16 protein-coding genes, 1 tRNA gene and 1 pseudogene are annotated in these 15,630 nt (G+C 51.4%); 13 read left to right on the top strand and 5 right to left on the bottom strand.

The genetic code is table 11. From position 1 onward, the window contains the following. Window positions 1–42 precede the first annotated feature (42 nt). Window positions 43–600, top strand: coding sequence for a recombinase family protein (locus tag KW824_RS06165; RefSeq protein WP_218409275.1), 558 nt, complete (start codon window positions 43–45; stop codon window positions 598–600). Window positions 601–1,208: 608 nt separating this feature from the next. Here KW824_RS06165 and KW824_RS06160 read toward each other — a convergent pair. After that, window positions 1,209–2,171, bottom strand: a pseudogene (locus tag KW824_RS06160) (integron integrase). A gap of 252 nt (window positions 2,172–2,423) precedes the next feature. Between KW824_RS06160 and KW824_RS06155 the strand changes: the two are divergent. From KW824_RS06155 to KW824_RS06105, 11 genes are all read left to right on the top strand, one after another. Beyond that, the gene (locus KW824_RS06155; RefSeq protein ID WP_218409274.1) at window positions 2,424–3,401 is read left to right on the top strand and encodes a hypothetical protein; all 978 of its coding nucleotides are present in this window, start codon (window positions 2,424–2,426) and stop codon (window positions 3,399–3,401) included. A gap of 87 nt (window positions 3,402–3,488) precedes the next feature. After that, on the top strand, window positions 3,489–4,052 hold the full coding sequence (locus tag KW824_RS06150; RefSeq protein WP_218409273.1) for a hypothetical protein: 564 nt from the start codon (window positions 3,489–3,491) through the stop codon (window positions 4,050–4,052). 101 nt (window positions 4,053–4,153) lie between these two features. Continuing rightward, window positions 4,154–4,918 (top strand): HNH endonuclease signature motif containing protein, encoded by a 765-nt coding sequence (locus tag KW824_RS06145; RefSeq protein WP_218409272.1) that lies wholly within the window; start codon window positions 4,154–4,156, stop codon window positions 4,916–4,918. A gap of 655 nt (window positions 4,919–5,573) precedes the next feature. Further along, window positions 5,574–6,341 (top strand): DUF1883 domain-containing protein, encoded by a 768-nt coding sequence (locus tag KW824_RS06140; RefSeq protein ID WP_218409271.1) that lies wholly within the window; start codon window positions 5,574–5,576, stop codon window positions 6,339–6,341. 73 nt (window positions 6,342–6,414) lie between these two features. Further along, entirely contained in the window at window positions 6,415–7,224 is an 810-nt protein-coding gene (locus KW824_RS06135) for a TIR domain-containing protein (protein ID WP_218409270.1), read from the top strand. 116 nt (window positions 7,225–7,340) lie between these two features. Continuing rightward, window positions 7,341–8,054, top strand: coding sequence for a hypothetical protein (locus KW824_RS06130; RefSeq protein ID WP_218409269.1), 714 nt, complete (start codon window positions 7,341–7,343; stop codon window positions 8,052–8,054). A gap of 90 nt (window positions 8,055–8,144) precedes the next feature. Continuing rightward, window positions 8,145–8,621 carry a GNAT family N-acetyltransferase gene (locus KW824_RS06125; protein WP_218409268.1) on the top strand — a complete coding sequence of 159 codons (477 nt, stop codon included), beginning with the start codon at window positions 8,145–8,147 and terminating at the stop codon, window positions 8,619–8,621. Window positions 8,622–8,717: 96 nt separating this feature from the next. Beyond that, entirely contained in the window at window positions 8,718–9,518 is an 801-nt protein-coding gene (locus KW824_RS06120; RefSeq protein ID WP_218409267.1) for a hypothetical protein, read from the top strand. A gap of 77 nt (window positions 9,519–9,595) precedes the next feature. After that, the gene (locus KW824_RS06115; protein ID WP_218409266.1) at window positions 9,596–10,330 is read left to right on the top strand and encodes a hypothetical protein; all 735 of its coding nucleotides are present in this window, start codon (window positions 9,596–9,598) and stop codon (window positions 10,328–10,330) included. 356 nt (window positions 10,331–10,686) lie between these two features. Then, complete coding sequence (locus KW824_RS06110) at window positions 10,687–11,055, top strand: SMI1/KNR4 family protein (RefSeq protein ID WP_218409265.1); 369 nt, start codon at window positions 10,687–10,689, stop codon at window positions 11,053–11,055. A 148-nt stretch (window positions 11,056–11,203) separates the two neighbouring features. Beyond that, the gene (locus tag KW824_RS06105; RefSeq protein WP_218409264.1) at window positions 11,204–11,503 is read left to right on the top strand and encodes a hypothetical protein; all 300 of its coding nucleotides are present in this window, start codon (window positions 11,204–11,206) and stop codon (window positions 11,501–11,503) included. 255 nt (window positions 11,504–11,758) lie between these two features. On the opposite strand, the gene umuC is transcribed toward KW824_RS06105, so the two are convergent. Both umuC and umuD read right to left on the bottom strand, forming a co-directional pair. Beyond that, complete coding sequence (gene umuC / locus KW824_RS06100; protein ID WP_218409263.1) at window positions 11,759–13,030, bottom strand: translesion error-prone DNA polymerase V subunit UmuC; 1,272 nt, start codon at window positions 13,028–13,030, stop codon at window positions 11,759–11,761. Window positions 13,031–13,032: 2 nt separating this feature from the next. After that, the gene (gene umuD / locus KW824_RS06095; protein WP_218409262.1) at window positions 13,033–13,449 is read right to left on the bottom strand and encodes a translesion error-prone DNA polymerase V autoproteolytic subunit; all 417 of its coding nucleotides are present in this window, start codon (window positions 13,447–13,449) and stop codon (window positions 13,033–13,035) included. A 162-nt stretch (window positions 13,450–13,611) separates the two neighbouring features. On the opposite strand from umuD, the gene KW824_RS06090 reads away from it, so the two are divergent. Next, complete coding sequence (locus tag KW824_RS06090; protein WP_218409261.1) at window positions 13,612–14,250, top strand: SOS response-associated peptidase; 639 nt, start codon at window positions 13,612–13,614, stop codon at window positions 14,248–14,250. A gap of 67 nt (window positions 14,251–14,317) precedes the next feature. Here the strand turns inward: KW824_RS06090 and KW824_RS06085 are convergent. After that, window positions 14,318–14,393, bottom strand: a tRNA-Thr gene (locus tag KW824_RS06085). An 86-nt stretch (window positions 14,394–14,479) separates the two neighbouring features. Continuing rightward, entirely contained in the window at window positions 14,480–15,220 is a 741-nt protein-coding gene (locus KW824_RS06080) for a phosphatase (RefSeq protein ID WP_218409260.1), read from the bottom strand. Window positions 15,221–15,630: the final 410 nt, after the last annotated feature.

The following is a 15,630-nucleotide window of genomic DNA, read 5'->3' as shown; positions in this document are numbered from 1 at the left end:
CATTTAGAGCTATAGATAATGAGCCAGGCATAGGGGCATATCGTGGCAGTCATCGGGTATCTCAGGGTTAGCACGGGCGAGCAGAGCGTTGGTGCTCAACGGCACAGCATTGAACAAACGCACAATGTTGAAACCTGGTTTACGGACGAGGGGGTATCGGGAGGAGTGAAGGCACTACAGCGCCCTGGCTTTGCCGAGTTGTTCAAGTTCATACGCAAGGGAGACACGCTGATCGTTCCTGCGGTAGACCGTCTTGGGCGCAATACCATCGACGTGTTAAATACGGTTGAGGCACTTCAAAGCAAGGGCGTTTCAATCATCAGTTTGCGGGAAGGGTTTGATCTGTCAACGCCGATTGGCAAAGCCATGCTGACCATGTTGGCCGCTGTTGCAGAATTGGAACGTTCAAACATCAAGCTCCGGCAGATGGCTGGGATTGCCAAGGCGAAGGCAGAAGGTAAGGCGCTGGGGCGAGAGAAGACAATTGACGATGCTGCCGTTGCCATTTGGCGCAAAGAGAATTCAGCGAGCATCAAGCTGACGGCTGAACACTTCGGGATCTCGCCCGCCAGCGTGAAACGCGCTTGCAGGATCGCGTAAGGGAAGATACGACGAATGTTGAATTTGATGGGGATTAAAGTGAGGCACGAGGTTGGCGCCCCATCACGCAGGAAGGAAGCGTCATCGGCCGAAGCTGGACGCGTAGGTTCGTCACAAAGCCTTATCGCCAGAATGAGTGTGGCTGTGGAAACTTGGCCGCCAGAAGGGAGCCCGAACAGGCTCCCTTCTCTATTTCCCTCTCCCTGTGGCAGAGGGTGAGGGGAATGTCTGCATCCTCTGCTAACCAAACCGCCGGCTTAACACAGCAGTCGCTCACAAATTGATTGAGCCTGCTCAGATTATTATCAACTTCCTCTTCCCATGTTTCGATCTGCTCCCTTATGATAGCCAAACGACAATCTATCTCTCGGGGAACGTCATGGGAGCGATTGCTGACACAGCAAAGGTTAACAGCAGCGGGCCGGGGGCTGAAACCCAGGGGCGGTAGCCTTGTCTGATGAGATAGGCAAGCGAGTAGCTACCCGTTACTCAACATGGTGGTTGTGCTAATTTTTTGGTTTCCAATCGGCAACACATATCTGCGTGGTGCCGGGCACTGGTAGTCCAGGGCAATACGGGAATGGCACGGCCAGGGCGCCAGAGAGCGCTCACTCCAGCGGGCTGATCACACCGGCAAAACCCTTGCCCAGCACATGCGTATAGATCTGCGTCGTGCGTACATCGGCGTGCCCCAGCAGCGTCTGCACTGTCCGGATATCACTGCCACGGCGCAGCAGCTCGGTGGCAAAACTGTGGCGAAAAGTATGGCAACTGGCTGGTTTGTGCAGGTTGGATTGCCTGACGGCATGTCTGACCGCTTTCTGTATGGTACTGATGTGAATGTGATGGCGGACGATCTGTCCGCCCTCATCCATACAAAGCGCTGCCGATGGGAACAGCCACTGCCACTCGAAGGAACGCCCGGCATTGGGGTACTTGCGTCGTAACGCAAACGGCAGGCTGACGGGGGCTTGATAAAAGCAGTCCTGCTGTTTCTAGGCGTCAAACATGCGCTCTCTGCGCTCCAGTAGTGGTGCGATCAAGGGGGCGGGCAAGAGCGTTGTACGATCTTTGGCTCCTTTACCGTCATGGATGGTGATGATTTGCTTGTCGAAATCCACATCCTTGATGCGCAAGCGCGCGGTCTCCACGACACGTAAGCCTGCGCCGTACATCAGCGACGCCAGTAATTGGTGCGGCTGGCCAAGCCGAGCGATCAGCGCAGTGGCCTCTTCGTGAGTCAGCACACATGGGATCCGAGCCGAGCGTTTCGCGCGCACAATCTCGCCGATCTGACCAAGGGGTTGTCGCAACACCTTGGCATACAGGAAAACCAGTGCATTGAGTGCCAGATTCTGAGTTGCGGCGGCGACCTTTCGTTCGGCGGCAAGCCAGGTGAGAAAGGCATTGACCTCAACAGAACCGAGTTCCTGCGGGTGTCGCAGTTGATGAAAACGTATGAAATTGCGGATCCAGTACCAGTAGGACTTTTCAGTACGGATGCTGTAGTGATGTAAACGCATCACTGTCCTGACCTGTTCACGCAGGCGGGGCTTGCTGGCGCCTTCCATGGCTGACTCCTATGCTGTTTTTATATACAGTAGTAATGGTAGTGCAAAAAGAGGAGGTCAAGCGAATACGTTCAAGTATCAGAGGCAGACTGGTAATGTTTTGATTTAATTTGATTTTTTCGTGGTGACTATCAGAGCAGAGCGGAGTTATACGGAAGGCTCTGTTAACGGATTAGTACCGCCTTCCATCTAATCACTGTTAGTGATTTTCAGACATGCAAGCGCAAGATTATAAGCAGCCATAGGTATTATATGAATGATGATAACTCTCAGGAATTCGTTGCTGGCCAAGAAATAACGGTGAAAATGACGCTCACGCCAGAGCAATACTCAATGTTCAATGAGTGGTCAGCAATTGTTCCGACTTTGTATATGTTAGATATTTGCGTAGTCGGAGCAACGAAACTTACGGAAGAATCGCTGAAAAGTCAGCCTCGAAAGGCTAATCTTGTCACCGAGCTTCGCAACTTAGATAGGCCGAATAATTGTTTCTCATATCTTTGCGCGCTAATGGAAAAAGTTAGCGACTCCCGAGGAATATTGACCGCTGACGAACTAAAAGATCAAATATTAGCAGATATCTCTTCTTTAAGAGGATTCTTTAAAACAGCTCGTGTCGCTGAATCGGATGATTTCTTAATAGCTTTCCTTGAAGAACTGATGGGGGAGCCTATTGAAAACAAGCGATCGGATTATTTGAGTTTTCTTGAAAAGCTAAATAATCACTTCAAGCTGCAAAATTCAGTATCTCCCAAGCAAAGGCTCGGCAAGGCCAAGGAAATAATTCTAGAGGCGAAATCCTTAACTATCAGCACTCAGCATCCTATAGTAACTATTGCGCTAGCTTGCCTTTATGGGAACCAATCCGCAAAAAAACTAATGAAATTCAAAGCAAGCCAGAATGAGTTTGATGCTGAAAATGCCTTGGCTGATATTTTGCTTATATCTCGATTTGCAAAAATTAAACTAGAAATAGAGCATCATGGGCGCAATGGATCTGGCTATCCGAGAGTAAGCTTTATTACCGATGACAATGGTCTTAGCGAGCTAGTGAAATTTTTTAAGCCTAGAGCTGTTAAACATCAAGAGAAAATAGATGGTCGAGAGTCTCAGCTTACAATGACTGTAGAGTTAGAAAAATTACTAACAGAAGCTAAAGGGCATGACTATGAGGCCATTGCTAACTTGCTGCTGTCATTAGATGAAAATAGCAATGGACTCGATCACTAACAAAGCCGTGAACTCGGACGCATTTTTCGTTCGCTTCGCTTACTACAAATGCGCCGGTTACGGCTGGCGTTAGATACGGCCATTAGCATGCTAAAACACATCGAATTAGCTTTTGAGAAAACCATCGAAAGATACAGCAACATACTTAACTCATATTACCCAGCACATAATGGTACCGGCTTTACAGAAAGAAATCTGACTAACAATTTTGTAAGCTCATTAGATCGTACACTAGAGGGGTCTACCATTTCTTGGTTTGAAGCCCCCTTAAGCACGACAGTAAAGAAGCATTTAGATGCAGTGGTCTTTCACCCTGAGTCCAAAACAAGCTTCCTGATCGAAGCCAAAAGAATTTCCAATCCATCACAGAAGATTAACAGTATAAAAAATGACATCGAGCGAATGAGGTCTGCCGATCACCACGCAACGCTAGAGCTTGGCCTTCAAGGAATAAAAATCGAAAACAGGTACGCCATTGTTCTTGCCGACATATGGCTAGAGAGCAAAACCAAAATAGAAATATACAATAACTGGCCGCAGAGCATTTGCGAGAGTGGCACACCTAGCTTCATAGGCGAATTTGACACACTGCAGACAGAAAGCGCCTGGAAGAACAACTATAAAATATTGGGCGCCGCAATAAAGATCTAACAATGCGCTCAACTGTCGCTCACTCCGTTCGCTGGGCGTCCAAAAGCTGCGCTTTTGGACGCCCGTTAGCTTAATCGTTAGGCATACTCAAGGAAGCCCACGTGTCCATCTCAGATAAGAATCGAAAAATACTCTGGGGCAAATCCGGCAACCTATGTGCAATATGCAGACAAGCACTTGTGATAGACCCTACAACGGCTGATCCCGAATCGGTTGTGGGAGATGAGTGCCATATTATATCTGGCGCCAAAGGAGGCCCAAGGCACAACCCCGAATTCCCAACAGATGAGATAGATAGCTTATCGAACTTGATGCTGCTATGCAGAGTTCACCACAAAATGATTGACGACCAAGAAGAAACATATACAGCAAGTGTGCTTAATAACATAAAGTCAAATCATGAAAAGTGGGTCGCAGAGAAATTAAGTGATAAGCCCCAATACTCCCCCGTCAAGATTCGGCGAATCAAAAGCGAAATACCAACTCAGCTTCCGGTTATTCGCTCGGGCAAAGAAATACTAAATCTCGCCATGGCATGTCATGGCACATACTCCGATTACAGTGACAATTTAAACGACGAAGAAGTCGACCTAGTTGGCGGTTTCATTCAGAACATATCTGATTGGGGCGATATAGCTAGCGAATTAGAACCAATTGAGCGAATACGTGCGGCAAAACAGCTTGACGAAGAAATTCAGGAGCTATCGTCTAAGGGGTTCTTTGTATTTGCCGCAACAGAAAAACAAAGAATGGAAGGCGGCATAAATCCACCTTCAACATTTTTGGTACTCCATTTATCTATTAAACGATGCACAGATCCTGAAGTTGTAACTTCTGAAACAGAGGGCCAATCACCGCATGCCTAACAACTGGTTCAAATCACTCGCTACGCTCGCTGGGACCGGCGAAGCCGGCCCCTTAACCAAACGTTAGGCACCGGAGGAAGATTGGGCGGTTTTATCCAGCTAAAGAGCGCCACCTACGCGGCCATAGAGGCCCGCTATGCATGTGCGCATCAGCGTCGCGAGGTGCGGCGTCGGATCATTGCGGATGGCCGGATTTCCTACGTTTCCCAATGCGTCGCGTGCGGTCACACCAGCCTTCCTATATCGGCAAAAAAGGCTCTAGCACAATCGCCATCTCCGCCGCCTTACGACAATTACATGGAGTCACGGTGGCGCGCCGCGAAAAGCGCGGAGTATGTGCAGGCATACCTTGATCTCAAGCCAGACCTAAAGGCTGAGTACCGGGCGTACTTGGCATCTCCACAATGGGCACAGAGGCGAGCCGAGATATTGGGCCGTGCCAACGGCTTATGCGAGATTTGCGCTCAGCCAGCAACCCAAGTTCATCACCTACACTATCGCAACATAGGCAACGAGCAGGCAGACGACCTCATGGCCGTGTGTCGTGAGTGCCACGAGCTGATACATGCTCGGGCCGGTGCCTAACAATTCATTCAAGCCGAAGCCGCTTCGCGGCTCGGCTTAATTCAGGCGTTATGCCTGAATGGAGTCGACATTGAATTTTCTAAAATATGATCTGGGCAACCTCAAACGAGGCGAAGTGGTTGAGGTTACTTTGACTAGTGGTGCCAATGTTCGGCTCATGGATAGTTCGAACTTCAGTAGCTATAAAAACGGTCGGAAACATAGATTCTACGGTGGATTAGCGAAGAAATCGCCAATACGAATAGCAGTTCCAAATTCAGGGCACTGGTATGTTGCTGTAGACATGCAAGGGTTGCGTGGCAGTACAAATGCCTCCGTACGTGTTTTACCGGGAGCCTTACCTGAGATCCAGGAGCGAGCACTTTCAGAAGTGCCAAGCTTGGTACGCGACAACGTTCCGCCGCCTACAGAAACTGGCGGAGAAACACATGATGTATTTATCTCTCATGCATCAGAAGACAAAGATGATTTCGTCAGGCCACTAGCCAATGCTTTGATAAAAGAAGGCCTTAATGTTTGGTACGACGAAATGACGCTTAGGATTGGCGATAGCCTGAGGCAAAAAATAGATAAAGGTCTGGCCAATAGTCGCGTTGGGTTAGTAGTTCTTTCTCCGTCATTTATCGCCAAAGGCTGGACCAATTATGAGCTTGACGGCATTGTCACTAGGACAGTTTCTGGCGAACAGGTTTTACTACCAATTTGGCACAACATCACGAAACAACAAGTTGTTGACTATAGCCCTTCTCTGGCCGACAAAGTTGCTAGGAGCACTGCAACTCATACGATCAATGAAATTGCAGCTGAAATTGCTGAGCTTATAATGTCGAGGGCATAACAAATTGCTGCGCTCGCAATTTTCCTGTGAGCAAGGCGTTAGGCAAGACAAGTACTGAGCAAAGGAATTAAATTTGAGTATCGAATTTTTAGAGAGTGATTTCGATAAGGTCAGCTACCTTGTAAACCTTTTAACGTCGAGGGCTACTGGGTTGGCGGCTGACTCACGAGAGTTTGAAATCTTGCGCCATCAATTGTTAAGCAATCCCGCTGTTTCTCCTTATCTTCCTCAATGGTTAAAGCAACACAGAAACCTAGACACTTTCTGGGGATTCATCAAACAGAAGTTCGGAACATATGCCGAGCGAAGAACATATCTATCGGAGGAGTTTACCCCGGTTCTTGATATGCTTGAGTTTGGCCAACCAGCACAGCCGACCTCAAAAGTTGGCTCTTTCCAGAATGTGTTACCGAACCAGACAAAAGCCGTGGCTAGAAACAAGCGAAAAGTTTTTATTGTTCATGGGCGCGATAATGAAGCGAAACAAGAGGTCAGCCGGTTTATTGAAAAGCTGGGTCTCGAAGCAATTATCTTGCATGAACAAGCAAGCGCCGGCATGACGATTATTGAAAAAATTGAACACTATTCCAATGACGCGGATTTTGCTCTCGTGCTTTACACTGCTTGTGATCACGGGCGCGGCGTCCACGAATCGAATGTTAGCCCTAAAAATAGAGCGCGACAAAACGTGGTATTTGAGCATGGCTACCTTATGGCAAAGCTAGGCAGAGAAAACGTATGCTCACTTGTGAAGGGTGATATTGAGACACCGAATGATATAAGTGGTGTCGTATACGTTAGCTTGGACCCATTCGGCGCATGGAAAACCGAAGTGGCAAAGGAATTAAAGGCATGTGGCTATGCAGTCAATAGTCTCTTTTAGCAAATACCCAAGGCCTAACAAACGCAGGCACAGCGACGGCTTTTCCGTTGCGGCTTCGCCTTCACTACAAAGCCGCGCGTGCTGCGGGCGTTAGAGCGCATATTCGAACTCGCACCATGGCAAAGAAATCGAAACGTCGAAATGGCAACCCAATTTCCGCCCCTCGGCCGCAGCCAATCGTTGCAAAGCCTGCGTCATTCGGTGCGGCAAAGAAGTTTTGGCTGTGGCTTGGGGCATCCGGGTTTTTGCTTGCTGCTGCCGGTGCATCATTTGACTACATCAATGGAGAGTTGCAGCTTTCCTACTCTCAAGCATTGGGCTCCGCCTATGAGCTAGTGATGACAAACACCGGCCCATCTGATCGTGTGATTGAAAAATTCCGAGTTAAACCCCCGCTTGGGCAACAGGTCATGTACAAGATCACACAAGACATTTACGCCAATGTCGAAAATGGCAAAGTTATTCTTCCGGGCGGCCAAGACACATATGTTCCTGCTGCCGAGTTCAAAGAACTTGATGGGCAAACTATTCCTGCCAAATCACAAGTTAAGTTTCGCCTTCCTCCGCTGTCTGACAGGTCTTGGCTAGAGCCGGAAGCAGCATTGGTCCAGATCGAGTATTCGAGCGTTCCAAAAAATGGAACGCTGAGCGTAATCGAGGAAATCCTTGGCACGGTGTCTCTGAAACAGCCAAGTACCACCGCTGACTTTCTCGTACTTCACAACTATTGGACACCAGTGAAATCTGGAATCTTGAAAGATGCAATCAGCCAAGTATGCAGAGAGAATTCCTCTGTTGCCAAGTTTGAAGTCTGTCGTTCGCGCAGCTAACGGCCCTATGCGCGCTAACCCATCATTCCACCGGACCTTGCGCATAAAGCCGCGCATGGCCGGTGAATTCAGACGTTATGACATATGAGCATGGAAAGAATATCCAAAGCCCCCAGAGACTGCAGCAACGCAGAGCTTGAGACATTTGAGAGATTAGTTGCTGCTGGTGGTGAGGTTACGCTAGCTGGCTTGCGCCAGCGAATCCAGCGCGCAGAAAAACTTATCTTCATCAATGATGGCGAGTGCGTTGCTATTGGAGCAATAAAAAACCCTAACGCCGCATATAAAGCTCGCGTCTTTAAAAAGTCTAACGCCACAGAACAAAGCAAATACCAACATGAGCTAGGCTGGTTGTATGTATCCAGCGCTGCTAGAGGCAAAGGTTACGGTCGAGCCTTAATGGAAGAGATCAAAGAATTACTAGCTGGTACAGCGTGCTTTGCGACTACACGTGAAAATAATGAGCCTATGCATCACTTATTCAGTCATTTTGGGTTCTCAAGGCTCGGGCAATCTTACAAAAGCGATAACGGAAATTACTCCCTTACCCTCTACGTAACGTCATAACAATTGGTTCAAGTCGTTCGCTTCGCTCACTCGGGACCGGCTGAAGCAGGCCCCTTAACCAAACGTTAGGCCATCTACTCACCACAGGAGGACAGTATGAAAGAAATTGCATTAATCACGCTGCATGGAATGGGGAAGGTGAAGCCGTCTTATTACTCCGAGCTGGAGGAAATGCTGAAAGGTCGCCTAAAGGAGAAATGGACCAGGGTCTCATTTCAAAATGTGCAGTACGCTCCAATACTTCAGGAACCAGAAGAGAAGCTTTGGGCTTCGATGGTCGAAACCCCCGAGAACGAGCTTGATGGAACGAAGTTAAGGCAGTTTTTTTTGTTTGGGTTCGGTGATGCCGATTCTCTCGAACACAGCGCTCATACCGACAAAAAACAATACATAGCCGTTCAACAAGAAATCCAAAAAGCACTTGAACACGCTCTATTAGACTTTGGTGGAGATGCTAAGCGACCGGTCGTCATCATTGCGCAGTCCCTTGGATGCCAAGTCATATCTAACTATCTTTGGGATGCACAACATGGGAACCATATTTTTTCTGGGACACCAGCCGACCAATCCGAGCGCACCAGCTTTCTTGCTCTGAAGTCCTTAACGAACTTGGTAACGACCGGCTGCAATATCCCATTATTTATCGCCGGACTCTCCGATCGAAAGTGTTTCGAGAAGCCAAATGACTCTTTTGTATGGGATAACTTCTACGACCCAGACGATGTCCTGGGTTGGCCATTGAAACAGCTCGGCCCGAGTTACGGCATAGTCCGTGACCACGCAGTGAATTCTGGTGGTGTACTTTCATCTTGGAATATCGCTAGTCATGGAGGGTATTGGTCAGACACCGATGTGGTTTCGCCCCTGGCAGATATTCTCTTGTCAAAGATGGCCTAACCCTGCGGTCCACCGGACGCTGCGCGATAAAGCCGCGCAGCGCCGGTGACCTCCACGTTCTGTGTTGAGGAATTTTGATGTCGGCACCTGATTTTAACCAAAAGACGGTTGATTTGATCGCATACCGCTCTGCGTACATCTGCGCAAATCCAGACTGCAACAGGTTGACTGTTGCGCCTTCCCTCACTGATGCTGCGTCTAAAGTGAAAATTGGCGAAGCTGCTCACATACACGATGCGCGAGAAAGGACTATTCGCTTCAAAAAGGATATGCCACTGGAGGATCGGGCCAAACCAGAAAATGGAGTTTGGCTTTGTGCTAGTTGCCATACAGAAATCGATAAGAACCAAGGCAAAGATTACCCGGCAGAAGATCTAAAACGGTGGAAGAGAGATCATGAGGATATGATCTCAGGACTATTGCGGAAGCACAAAAGCCCTTTGCCGTTGATACGAAGATTTACGAACGACCAAAAGCTAGCTCAAGAAATCGTAGATGTTATTTCTAATAAAGGTGCTTTTCACCAAGCGCACCATCTCGAAAACGCTGACCACGTCATCTTGTCTGTAAAAGAAGTTCGAGCAGACCTGCTAAGAATTGGTAAGAATATAGATTTTGAACAAAAGTTGCGCGAAATAAATGAAGAGTTAAAAAAAGCGCTAAAGGAATACATGAATGAGACGTCGAAATATCCTAGTTACTCCGAATCTCATATGGATGTCCTTAGAAAAAAGGTAGGAATATCGCTTTGTGTATTGCGCGATGAATTCGGATGTAAAGTTCATGGATCTATCACTCAGGTCATGCCATGACACAGAACAAGTGGGTGAAGCCGAACGTACTACGCTGCGCTTCGCTCCGGCGGCTTACCCAAAGCGTTAGGCAGAGGGGTCAAAAATGATTGCGTCGTACAGAATTGAAAGCGAGTCCGAGGCAGATGCATATCTGAGCGACCTCTTGGCGAAAGAGGAATATCGCTCCATGCTCGAAGTCGAACATCGCGCTAACCAATTCATCCCAGATGATGAGCTTCGTGCTTACTTCATCAATAAGGCAAGAGAGATCCTCGCGGCCTAGGTCAGAGACTTCGTGGCCTAGGCCTAACAACTCGTTCAAGGCGGACGCGCGTATCGCGCACCGCTTAACTCCAGCGTTGGGCGTATCAATCATGACTATCGACCCTTTTCGCATTCCCACAGACACCGAGATCGCCGAAGCAGAGCGCAAACTGAACTTCAGCTTCCCTACGTCGTACATTGAATTTCTCAAGGGCGGTATCAATGTCACAAATGCGGTCTTTGAACCCGCTGTAATTTTGCCGGGTTGCGACTACTTGAACCTATTCGAAATCGCAGAAACAGCTTGGAATCACGATGGTGTGCCTAAAGATTGGCTGCCATTCATTGAAGACAACAGCGACTATTTCCTTATTTCACAAGCTGGCGAAGTACGGTACTGGTCACACAACGGCACCACAAATGAAAAGTGGCCAACCTTCTCTTCATGGTTCCAGCAAGTCTGTGTGGAGCGGCGGTAGTGCAACCGACGCCCAACAATCCGGTCCAGCGGACCATCAAAAAGCTGCGCTTTTTGCCGTCCGCTGACCTTCCACGTTGGGCCTCGTCATCGGAGCGCTCTCCGTCATCTATTCCGGAGAGCTGCAAAATTGTGTTTGGGAGGTATAGATGTCGCTGAAGGAAAACATTGATCACGAAATCGGAACTCGGTTCTATTACATCGAGTATCCCCGTGGCACACCAGAAAGGTTCTGGAAAGATGGTGACGGTGAATTGGTATTCATCCCGGACATGGGCTTGGATCACCTTAAAGCCTGTATTCGTCGCATCGAAAAAGACATCGAAGCTTTCAACAAGCATTGGGCTGGTTTTTCAAATGGACCAGCAGTTCAACGAAAGTTGCTGCCGCTCGTAGAAGCTAAGCTTGACGAACTGCGGAAGGCTTTCACTAAGAAGGCTACACTCTGAGCGTCAAACCATGTCGAGGCCCAACCCATCATTCCACCGGACCTGCACGAAAAGCCGTGCAGGCCGGTGAATTCAGACGTTAGGCATAACACCATGGCTGCTGCGAAGGAAATCATCCTTACCCTAAGCAACGCCGAGGCCTTTCCATCCGTTAGGCGCTTGCTTAACGAAGGCAAGGTTGTTGCAAACTCTCTGGTAACCGCTGATTATATCAAGAATTTTCGGCGCAAGGAGCGCGAGCGCTCAAGCAAAAGATCACTTTGCTACAGGTAATTCTGCCAAAGCGGTGGTATAGCGGGGGCTGAGCTGCTCCCGTTTCATCATCCACTCCCTGGTGTCCCGGCCCCTGGCGGCAAAGTAGACCTTTCCTAATCTTCCCTGATTGATCTGGTCAATCACCTGCATCAGCGCCTGACTACGGGGATCCTGCTGCCGGTCAGCGAACAGGTCTCCCTGGTGCATGCTGGCCGGGGTGAAATCAGCCAGCATGACGCCCCCCTTCATATAGCGGACATCATCCCGCCAGATCCGGCGCAGCAGCGGCTCAACCAGAGCCAGCAGGTCCCGGGTATCTGAGGTGGGTGTCTGCAACCTGGTCGATATCTGGTTGCTGTAGTAGGTCTCCCGCTCCGAGAAGGGGCTGCTCCGGATAAACAGGGTGACGTGGCGGCACCGCTGCCCCTCGGCACGCAGCTTCTCGGTGGCCCGCTCCATGTAGCCGGCCAGCGCCTCCCGCATGGGACCAAACGCGGTGATGCGTTCACCAAAGCTCCGGCTGCAGATGACCTGTTGTTTGGCCTGGGCCAATTGCTCCAGCTCGGAACAGGGGATCCCCCGCAGCTCCTGCACTGTGCGCTCGATGACGACTCCATACCGGCGGCGTAGGCTCTTGGGGTCGGCTGTCACCAGATCAGCTACCGTGTTGATCCCTTGTTTGTTGAGCTTGGCAGTCAGTTTGCGCCCGATCCCCCAGACTTCTTCAACCGGGGTGATGGCCATCAGCTTGGCGCGGCGCCCCTCATCACGCAGATCCACCACGCCGCCGGTGGCGGGCCACTTCTTGGCGGCGTAGTTCGCCAATTTCGCGAGCGTTTTGGTGGGGCCGATGCCGACCCCAACGACCAGTCCAGTCCATTGCTGCACCCGTTCGCGGATCTGGCGGCCATAGGCCAGCAGGTCGCCAGCCCAAGACTCCCCGAGCTCGACGAAGGCTTCATCGATGCTGTAGACCTCCACCGTCGGCGCCATGCTCTCCAGTGTGGTCATCACCCGCTGGCTCATGTCGCCGTAGAGGGCGTAGTTGGAGCTGAACCAGATGCCGCCCTGCTCTTCATATACCTCGCGGATCTGGAAGTAGGGCACCCCCATTTTGACCCCCAACCGTTTGGCCTCTGCCGATCGGGCCACCACGCAGCCATCGTTGTTGGAGAGCACCACGATAGGCACCCCCTTGAGGTCGGGGCGGAACAGGCGCTCACAGGAGGCATAGAAGTTGTTCACGTCGACCAGGGCAATGGCGGTTGGCATGGCTACCCTCGCCGGGTTTTGTGCAGGACGAAGGTGACGACGCCGAAGATATCCAGTTCCTGCCCTTCTTGCAGAATGATGGGGGAGAAGTTCGGGTTGGCCGGTAGTAGCGCCGGTGGGTCGGACTGCAAGATTTTGACGGTGAACTCGCCATCCAGGCAGGCGAGCACGATGTCGCCGTGGCGAGCCGTGATGGCGCGGTCGATGATCAACATGTCGCCGTCATTGATGCCTTCTCCGATCATGCTGTGGCCGCTGGCCCGCACATAGAAGGTGGCCGCCGGGTGGGAGACGCAGTGCTGGTTGAGGTCGATAGTCTGTTCCACATAGTCCTGAGCTGGCGAGGGGAACCCGCAGGCGGCAGGGGTGAGGAACAGAGGGAGCTCTATGATAGGTACATCGGTAGCGTGGGGGATCATGGCAATTATCACTGTATGAATATACAGTTATTTTATCCTAGGGATCCGGAAAGATCATCGGTTGGCGATCGGGTCTTAGCAGGGCGGCTGTGCCGCGGCCAATTATGCTTGGCAGAGACCAACCTGGTGTGTTTGAGCTCTCATACGACGGAGGGGCTGCGCATGTGCATCAACTACATCCCGACCACCAAGGCGGTGCTGGTGGAATACTTCGGGGTTGATGACCCTGGATACGACTGGAAGGAGGAGGTGTGGCAGGACTACCAGGCCCCGATCCTGATCCAGCGAGATGGCCGGCGGCTGGCGCTGATCGCCAGCTATGGGATGGTGCCGAAGAGGAAGGTGCAGCCCGGCAGCAAGCATTACACCACGATGAACGCCAGGGCCGAGACGGTGGGTGAAAAGCCGACTTACCGCCGCGCCTGGCAGCAGGGCCAGTTCTGCCTGGTGCCCATGACCGGTTTCTTCGAGCCCTGCTACGAGAGCGGCAAGGCCGAGCGCTGGCGGATCAGCATGGCCGATGGCACGCCATTCGCGGTGGCCGGCATCTGGCGGGCATGGCAGGAGGAGCAGGGCTACACCTTCAGCTTCTCCCAGCTCACCATCAATGCCGACACCCACCCACTGCTGCGGCGAATGCACAAGCCAGGTGACGAGAAGCGGAGTTTGGTCATTGTGTCGCCGGATGACTACGACGCCTGGTTGGGGTGCCAGGACCCTGAACTGGGGCGAACCTATCTGGTTCAGCAGCATGCGGAGGGATTGATGGGAGAGCCGATGCCACTTGTGCGTCGGGGCTGATGTTAGCCCGGTGTTAGCCCGCCTTAAAAGCAAATAAGGCTCGCATCGCTGCGAGCCTTGCTATGTCTGGTGCCGGAAACAGGAGTTGAACCTGCGACCTTCGCATTACGAATGCGCTGCTCTACCAACTGAGCTATACCGGCTTGTCGTTAGATTCCCGAAAATGTGTTGGCAAGTCAATGAGACTGGGCTGTTTTTATGAGCCTGCTCATGGAGTTACGGGTACACCTCAGAGATCGACGAATTCCGGAATGTGGGCGCGGCCACGGCTCTCGAGAAACGCGAGCAGGGCGCGGGGGGAGCGTGCCAGGATCCGCTCCTCGGGGAAGCCGGCCTCGGTCACCAGCCGATGGCAGTGGTCAAAATCTCCCAGGCTGAAGGCCACGTGGGAGTCTGAACCGAAGGTGAGATAGGCACCGAGGTCGCGCGCCGCCTCGACGATGGCGCGGCAGTTGCCCTCACTGCCAGGACGGGAGTGACTAAAGGAGGAGTTGTTGATCTCCAGCGCCACCCTGTATTCGGCGGCAGCCCTGACCACGGCCTGGATGTCGATGGGAAAAGCCGGGTTGCCCGGGTGGCTTATCATGTCGACGCGGCCACTCTTGATGGCGTTGATCATGGCCTGGGTATGGGTGGCCTGATCGCAGGGAGGAAACACGGGCTCATGGAAGCCGGCCATGATCATGTCGAGGCGCGACTCGTAGCGCTCGGGGAAGTCGATGTCGCCGTCTATATTCTTGATGTTGGCCTCGATGCCGCGCAGTATGCCGACCCCGTCCACCACCCGCGGCAGCACGTGCAGGTTGACGAAGTGCCAGAAGTGAGGGGCATCGGCCATGTCGGGGCCGTGATCCGTGGTGGCGAACAGCTTGATCCCCTTGGCCCTGGCAATGGGCAGGTAATCGTGAATGGTGCTGTAGGCGTGGGTGCTGGCGACGGTGTGCGTGTGGGTATCGACCGTATACTTCATCTTCTCTCCCCTCTGGCATGAGGCGCCAGCATAGCAAAATTGGCGGACTCGGGCCATGTGGCGGCCTGCCATACTTTGTCACAAATTACGCCAGGACTGACAAAGTCTGACCACCTTTGTCTGCGAGCATAGCCCCATCGATGCAAGCCTGAACTCTCATCGATGAGTCGAAACTGGATGATTCGACTCACTTTTCCCCACCGTCGCCCCTGCGACGGTTTTTTTTGCCCGCAATCTTCGCCGCCACCCGGATAAAAAAATGCCCAACTAGCATGGCGCAAGTTGGGCGAGACTTAATGTTTAATTGCAGTGGCATAGATATAGAGTCCGACCTGGCCGCTAAGTTCCCATCTTGTTCCCGCTTTTTTGGTTGAAAACATTTCGCCAACACCTGTTCACATTCTCTTGAC

The organism is Aeromonas sp. sif0611 (assembly GCF_019218845.1).
Lineage (GTDB): Bacteria > Pseudomonadota > Gammaproteobacteria > Enterobacterales > Aeromonadaceae > Aeromonas > Aeromonas media.
This window is presented reverse-complemented; position numbering and strand designations above follow the sequence as displayed.